Consider the following 6,260-nt stretch of genomic DNA (forward strand, 5'->3'; position numbering starts at 1 on the left):
AGCGCGACATTGATTTGGCCCGCAAGCGCCTCAAGGACCTTCTAAAGGAGATTGGAAAATGACCAACACACAACGATTTACGAGCGTCTGGGATGCTCTGGAAAACACGCCTCAGGAAGCTGCCAGCATGAAGGCCCGCTCTGCACTCATGATGGCGCTGGCCGAAGTCATCCGTGAACGCGGCATGACGCAGGGCGAAGCCGCTGCCCTGTTTGGGGTGACGCAACCCCGCGTGTCTGACCTGATGCGCGGCAAGATAAACCTGTTTTCGCTCGACACCTTGATTGACATGGCCGCCACTGCGGGCATGGCCCCGATGGTGAAGGTTTCCAAGCCGAAAGCACCAAGCCTTCAACCGGTTTTGCGCCGCAAGCGCCGGGCGGTGGAGCGGGTGGCCGCTTAAACAAGTTTTCGCCCAATTGGTCCGGCCAGACGAAAAACCGGCCCTACCGCTGGCCTGCTGGGGCACCATGACCCTGAAAGCAAAAAAGGTTTGCTGCCAAATTAATAGCAACAAACCTTTACGCATACTGGCGGAGAGGGTGGGATTCGAACCCACGGTACCTTGCGGTACGCCTGATTTCGAGTCAGGTACATTCGGCCACTCTGCCACCTCTCCTTTGTCGACTTGCGATTCTAGCAGGCTGGCAGGCCTGTTTAAGCGGCCGGCGCTGAAAGCACCGTCAAGCCGCCCATATAGGGCTGCAGCACAACCGGTACATCCACGCTGCCGTCGGCGCGCTGGTAGTTCTCAAGCACGGCGACCAGCGTGCGGCCCACGGCCAGGCCGGAGCCGTTCAGGGTGTGGACAAACTCGTTTTTGCCCTGGGCATTCTTGAACCGGGCCTGCAAGCGGCGGGCCTGGAAGGCTTCGCAATTGGACACCGAACTGATCTCGCGGTAGGCATGCTGACCGGGCAGCCAGACTTCCAGGTCGTAGGTCTTGGTGGCGCCAAAGCCCATGTCGCCGGTGCACAGCAGCATGACGCGGTAAGGCAGGCCAAGTTTTTGCAAAATCGCTTCGGCGTGCCCAGTCATGGCTTCCAGCGCGTCGTAGCTGGTCTCCGGGTGAACGATTTGCACCATTTCCACCTTGTCGAACTGGTGCTGGCGGATCATGCCGCGCGTGTCGCGCCCGTAGCTGCCGGCTTCGGAACGAAAGCACGGCGTGTGGGCGGTGAATTTCAACGGCAGATCGGCCTCGGCCACGATCTCGTCGCGCACGAAGTTGGTCAGCGGCACTTCGGACGTGGGAATCAGGTAGAGCGCCGTACTTTCGGCCTCTTGCGCGCCTTCCTGTCCGCCTTTCTTGACGGCAAACAGGTCTTCCTCAAACTTGGGCAACTGCCCGGTACCGCGCAGCGAATCGCCATTGACGATGTAGGGCGTGTAGCACTCGGTGTAGCCGTGCTCTGCCGTCTGCACGTCGAGCATGAACTGCGCCAGCGCCCGGTGCAGGCGCGCCAGCGGGCCTTTCATGACGGTAAAGCGCGAACCCGTGAGCTTGGTGCCCATTTCAAAGTCCAGCCCCAGTGGCTGGCCCAGGTCCACATGGTCCTTGACTTCAAACGTGAGCGCCGGGGGCTCGCCGCCCAAGCCTTCCACCGGGCTCCATTTACGGACCTCGACGTTACCGGCTTCGCCCAGGCCGTGCGGCACGCTGTCGTGCGGCAGGTTGGGCACGGCCAGCAGCAGCGCCTGCATCTCGGCCTGAATCTGCTCCAGCCGGACGCTGGAGGCTTCCAGTTCGACTTTGGAGGCGCTGACCTGCGCCATCACGGCGCTGGCGTCTTCGCCTTTGGCCTTGAGCTGGCCGATTTGTTTTGACAGGGTGTTGCGCTGGTTTTGCAACTCTTCCGTGCGGATCTGCAGCGCCTTGCGTTCGGCCTCCAGCGCCTGAAAGGCGTCCACATTGAGGAAGGCCTGCGGGTGCTTGCGGGTTTCAAGCCGTGCAATGGCCGAAGGCATGTCTTTACGGAGCAGGTTGATATCTAGCATGGTGTTATATTTTTTATATTAAAAGTAGCTACAGCCCACTATCTACAGGCATAAGCAGCTATGTATTTTGTAGTATTTACCAAGAGGGCATTCAGCCCTGATGATGAAGCAGACTGCCGCTGATTTCGAGTGCATGTCCCTGCGCATCGAGCTTCAGGCCCTTGGGCAGCGGGAACTTGATGGTTTCCTCGATTCCGGCCATCTTGCGCACCGAAACCGCGCCCAGCGCCTTGATGCGATCAATCACCTGCTGGACCAGCACGTCCGGGGCCGAGGCGCCAGCGGTCAGGCCGACCCGCGCCTTGCCCTCAAACCAGGCTTCCTGCAGTTCGCTGGCGTCGTCGACCATGTAGGCTTCGGTGCCCAGCTTGGCGGCCAGCTCGCGCAGGCGGTTGCTGTTGGAACTGGTCGGGCTGCCGACCACAATCAAAATGTCGACCTGCGGGCTGAGCACCTTGACCGCATCCTGCCTGTTTTGCGTGGCGTAGCAAATGTCTTGCTGCTTGGGCACGCGCACCTGGGGGAAGCGTGCCTTGATGGCCGCGCTGATCTCGGCCGCATCGTCCACGCTCAGCGTGGTTTGCGTCACCACCGCAAGCCGCTCGGTCTGCAAGGGGGAAATGCGCGCCACGTCCGCCACGTCTTCCACCAGGTGAATGCCGCTGTCGAGCTGGCCCATGGTGCCCTCGACTTCAGGGTGGCCCTTGTGGCCGATCATGATGAATTCGTAGCCCTCCTTGTTGAGCTTGGCCACTTCCACATGGACCTTGGTCACCAGCGGGCAGGTGGCGTCAAAGATCTGGAACCCGCGCGCCCTGGCCTCTTCCTGCACCGCCCGGCTCACGCCATGGGCACTGAACACCAGTGTCGCGCCCGGCGGCACGTCGGACAAGGCTTCAATGAAGATTGCGCCCTTGGTTTTAAGGTCGTTCACCACATAGGTGTTGTGCACGATCTCATGGCGCACATAAATCGGCGCGCCAAACTTGGTCAGCGCCCGCTCGACGATTTCAATCGCGCGGTCTACGCCGGCGCAAAAACCGCGCGGCTCGGCCAGAAGAATCTCCTGGGGGACATGGCTGGTCATAGGACTCCAATAATCTGCACTTCAAACACCACGGGCTGGCCCGCCAGGGGGTGGTTGAAATCAAACTGCACCGCATCGCCCTGCGCCTTGACCTGCTGCACCGCACCCGCGTACTGTCCCAGCCCGTCGGGGGTGGGGAACTGCACCACATCGCCCACGCTGTAGCGCTCGTCGGGGTCGCCCAGTTCGTTGAGCAGCTTGCGCGCCACCCATTGCAGCAGCTCGGGGTTGCGCTCGCCAAACGCCTCGCCAGCGGCCAGCTCAAACGTGGTGCGCGCCCCTTCGGGCAAGCCCAGCAGGCGCTGCTCGATCGCGGGCGACAACTCGCCGTTGCCCAGGCTCAGCGTGGCCGGTTTGCCGTCAAAGGTGTTGATGATGTTCGCACCGCCCGGCGCGGCCATGCGGTAATGCAGGGTCAGGAAGGAACCTGCCTGGACGACGGGTTGCGTGGGGGATTCCAGAGTGGACATAAGGCTTTCGGGCCAGCCCGGGCGGCTGACAAGTGTTAGTAAACTGCCCCTATTGTAGAAAACAAGGGCCTGCCCGCAACGGCACCTGATTTTTCGGCCCCATTACCGGCCCTCTTACCTTGTTACCGGCGTTGGTCGCCGCTGTTCATCCCCTGCACTGTCACCGGACGGATTTATCCATGCTGCTCAAAGACCTGCCCGAAGACGCCCGCCCGCGCGAAAAACTGCTGGCCCGTGGCCCCAGTGCGCTCAGCGACGCCGAGTTGCTGGCGCTGCTGCTGCGCACCGGCCTGCCCGGCAAGAATGCGCTGCAGATGGGGCAGGAGCTGCTGACCAGCTTTGGCGGCATGGCGGGCCTGCTGCACACGGGGCACCAGGCGCTCAAAGGCATCAAGGGGCTGGGCCCGGCCAAATGCGCCGAACTGATGGCGGTGCTGGAACTGGCGCGGCGGGCGCTGGCCGAGCAACTGAAGGAAAAAACGCTGTTTTCCACGCCGCAAGAAGTGCGCGACTACCTGCAGCTGCAGCTGGGCAGCCGACCGCACGAGATTTTCGCGGTGCTGTTCCTGGACAGCCAGCACCGGCTGATCGTGCTGGAGGAGCTGTTTCGCGGCACGCTGACCCAGACCAGCGTCTACCCGCGCGAGGTGGTGGTGCGTGCGCTGGCACTGAACGCCGCCAGCGTGGTGCTGGCCCACAACCACCCCAGCGGCGCCGCCCAGCCGTCACGCGCCGACGAGGCGCTGACGCACACGCTCAAGGCCGCCCTGGGCCTGGTCGACGTGCGCGTGCTTGACCACTTCGTGGTGACCAGTACCCAGGCGGTTTCGATGGCCGAACTGGGACTGCTTTAGCATCTGACAATTCCTATCTGGTCACACCATGAATGCGCCCGCCCCCAAATCATCCAAAGACCCTAAAGAGCCCAAAGGCCGCCCGTTCAGGGCCCTGAAAGACCTCAAGGCCGTCAAGCGTGAAATCGACGACCGCGCGCGCCTGGAGCAAGCGCTTGCGGCCGCCCGCCTGGCCGCTGCCGCGCGGCTGAAAGCCGAAAAGGAACTGTTCGCGCACACCATTGGCCCGGTCAAGGCCTTGGCGCTCAAGCACCTGCCCGGCCACCGGGCCAGGGTTCAGCGGGTTTTGCCAGCGCCCATCCCGGCGCAAACGCAGCGCGACGAGCAGGCCGTGATGCAGGAAGCCATCTCTGACGACTTTGACGCCGAAACGCTGCTGGACACCGACGAATCCCTGAGCTTTCGCCGCCCCGGCATGGGGCCGGATGTGGTGCGCAAGCTGCGCCGGGGCAACTGGAGCATTCAGCGCCAGCTCGACCTGCACGGCTTACGCCGCGAAGACGCCCGCGAAGCGCTGGGCGCGTTCATCCGCGAAGCCAACAAGGCCGGCGTGCGCTGCGTGCGCGTGGTGCATGGCAAAGGCCTGGGCTCGCCCGGCAAAACCCCGGTGCTCAAGGGCCGGGTGCAAGGCTGGCTGATCCAAAAGCAGGAGGTGCTGGCCTTTGTACAGGCCAGGCCGGCCGAGGGCGGCGCCGGGGCGCTGGTGGTGCTGCTGGCGTAAGGGCGGAGGGCACCAGGCTGCCATTCGGCCAGGGGCACTTTCAATCAAAATATCTCTCACTTACTGGTACGTGAGTGCTCGCAGATCGCAAGGGCGCGCATGACCGCCGCAGTGCGCGTTTCCACGCCCAGCTTCACGTAGATGTGCTCCAGATGTTTTTGCACGGTACGTGGACTGATGGCCAACAACGCCGCAATCTCAGCATCCGTCTTGCCGCAGGCCAGCCAGCGCATCACATCGGCCTCGCGCTGTGTCAGGCCCGGTGCACTGATATCGGGTGGCATCTGTATCTGCATGTGGGGCAGCGGCGTGTCATCCTCTGGCGCTGCAACGGCCATGCGCGCATGACATGCATGGAGGTATATGAAGGCAAGATGCGGTCGCAACAGTTCCAGCCGCTCAAGGTCGCGCTCATCAAAGTCAAGGCCTCGCCGGTTCAGCACGATGCTCACCCGTGTCAGCCGGTCCCTGAAAAGCGGTACCGCAATGGCATATTGGAGCCCGCCGCGCGAACCCACCGCCTGATGTTGAGCCGCCTTGAGATCACAGACTGAGAGCGTCGTCAGCTCGGAGCCCAGGAAATCACTTAGCGCCTGCACCACGGCATGCGCAAAACCGTCACAGCTATCCGCCTGCGCCTCGACTCGCGCAAGCACCTGCAACGCGCTGGCGTAGTCGTCCCGGGTGAGGTGCTTCATGGCGCGGCTCCAGTGGATCGTGCATACGCATTGCTGCGTATTGGCAACTTGCCTCATCGACTTCAGCATGTCGCCATGGGGCTGCTGCCTGATCCTGCGTTTCAGTATAGGAAGCAACCGGCGCGAAGACAAGCGCCCCCGGTTGGCCGGATAGTGCTTTTCGCCTCAAGAGTTACCTGCACGCCCGCTTCACGCGCGCAGGCGGTGGGACGGTGACCGGGCGCGCCGCCCAGACGCCGTTCAAACTGATTGATGAAGCATGTCCTTGAAAGGAATCATCATGTCACGCCAATACATTGATTGCCGGGAGTTCCCCAGCATCATGGACTGCAGCGTCGCGCTGTCGGCCGACAACGACAAGGAGTTGCTGGAGGCGGCCGTGCAACATGCCGTCGCTGTGCATGGCCACACCGACTCGCCAGAACTGCGCAA

At 62.7% G+C, this 6,260-nt stretch carries 7 protein-coding genes, 1 tRNA gene and 1 pseudogene; 4 read left to right on the forward strand and 5 right to left on the reverse strand.

Annotated features, from left to right (window positions below):
• Positions 1–58 precede the first annotated feature (58 nt).
• Positions 59–328: pseudogene (locus IV091_RS10100) on the forward strand (XRE family transcriptional regulator); the annotation flags it as partial.
• A gap of 203 nt (positions 329–531) precedes the next feature.
• Here the strand turns inward: IV091_RS10100 and IV091_RS10105 are convergent.
• The 4 genes from IV091_RS10105 to IV091_RS10120 all read right to left on the reverse strand — a co-directional run bounded on the left by IV091_RS10105 (position 532) and on the right by IV091_RS10120 (position 3,555).
• Positions 532–619 (reverse strand) — tRNA-Ser (locus IV091_RS10105).
• 38 nt (positions 620–657) lie between these two features.
• Positions 658–1,998, reverse strand: a complete 1,341-nt coding sequence (serS, locus tag IV091_RS10110; protein WP_293468264.1) for a serine--tRNA ligase — start codon at positions 1,996–1,998, stop codon at positions 658–660.
• Positions 1,999–2,089: 91 nt separating this feature from the next.
• Entirely contained in the window at positions 2,090–3,085 is a 996-nt protein-coding gene (gene ispH, locus IV091_RS10115) for a 4-hydroxy-3-methylbut-2-enyl diphosphate reductase (RefSeq protein ID WP_293468265.1), read from the reverse strand.
• Positions 3,082–3,555, reverse strand: a complete 474-nt coding sequence (locus tag IV091_RS10120) for an FKBP-type peptidyl-prolyl cis-trans isomerase (RefSeq protein ID WP_293468267.1) — start codon at positions 3,553–3,555, stop codon at positions 3,082–3,084. Before IV091_RS10120 ends, ispH begins: the two co-directional genes overlap by 4 nt.
• 179 nt (positions 3,556–3,734) lie before the next feature.
• Here IV091_RS10120 and radC point away from each other — a divergent pair, with 179 nt between their 5' ends.
• Both radC and IV091_RS10130 read left to right on the forward strand, forming a co-directional pair.
• Positions 3,735–4,409, forward strand: coding sequence for a DNA repair protein RadC (gene radC, locus IV091_RS10125; RefSeq protein WP_293468269.1), 675 nt, complete (start codon positions 3,735–3,737; stop codon positions 4,407–4,409).
• A gap of 28 nt (positions 4,410–4,437) precedes the next feature.
• On the forward strand, positions 4,438–5,130 hold the full coding sequence (locus IV091_RS10130; protein ID WP_293468271.1) for a Smr/MutS family protein: 693 nt from the start codon (positions 4,438–4,440) through the stop codon (positions 5,128–5,130).
• A 56-nt stretch (positions 5,131–5,186) separates the two neighbouring features.
• Here IV091_RS10130 and IV091_RS18475 read toward each other — a convergent pair whose 3' ends face one another.
• Positions 5,187–5,828 carry a LuxR C-terminal-related transcriptional regulator gene (locus IV091_RS18475; protein WP_366806993.1) on the reverse strand — a complete coding sequence of 214 codons (642 nt, stop codon included), beginning with the start codon at positions 5,826–5,828 and terminating at the stop codon, positions 5,187–5,189.
• A 280-nt stretch (positions 5,829–6,108) separates the two neighbouring features.
• Between IV091_RS18475 and IV091_RS10140 the strand changes: the two genes are divergently transcribed.
• A partial coding sequence (locus IV091_RS10140; RefSeq protein ID WP_293468275.1) for a DUF1059 domain-containing protein occupies positions 6,109–6,260 on the forward strand: 152 nt, incomplete at its 3' end.

The sequence above is a fragment of the Polaromonas sp. genome, assembly GCF_018780625.1.
In the GTDB taxonomy this organism is placed as follows: domain Bacteria; phylum Pseudomonadota; class Gammaproteobacteria; order Burkholderiales; family Burkholderiaceae_C; genus Polaromonas.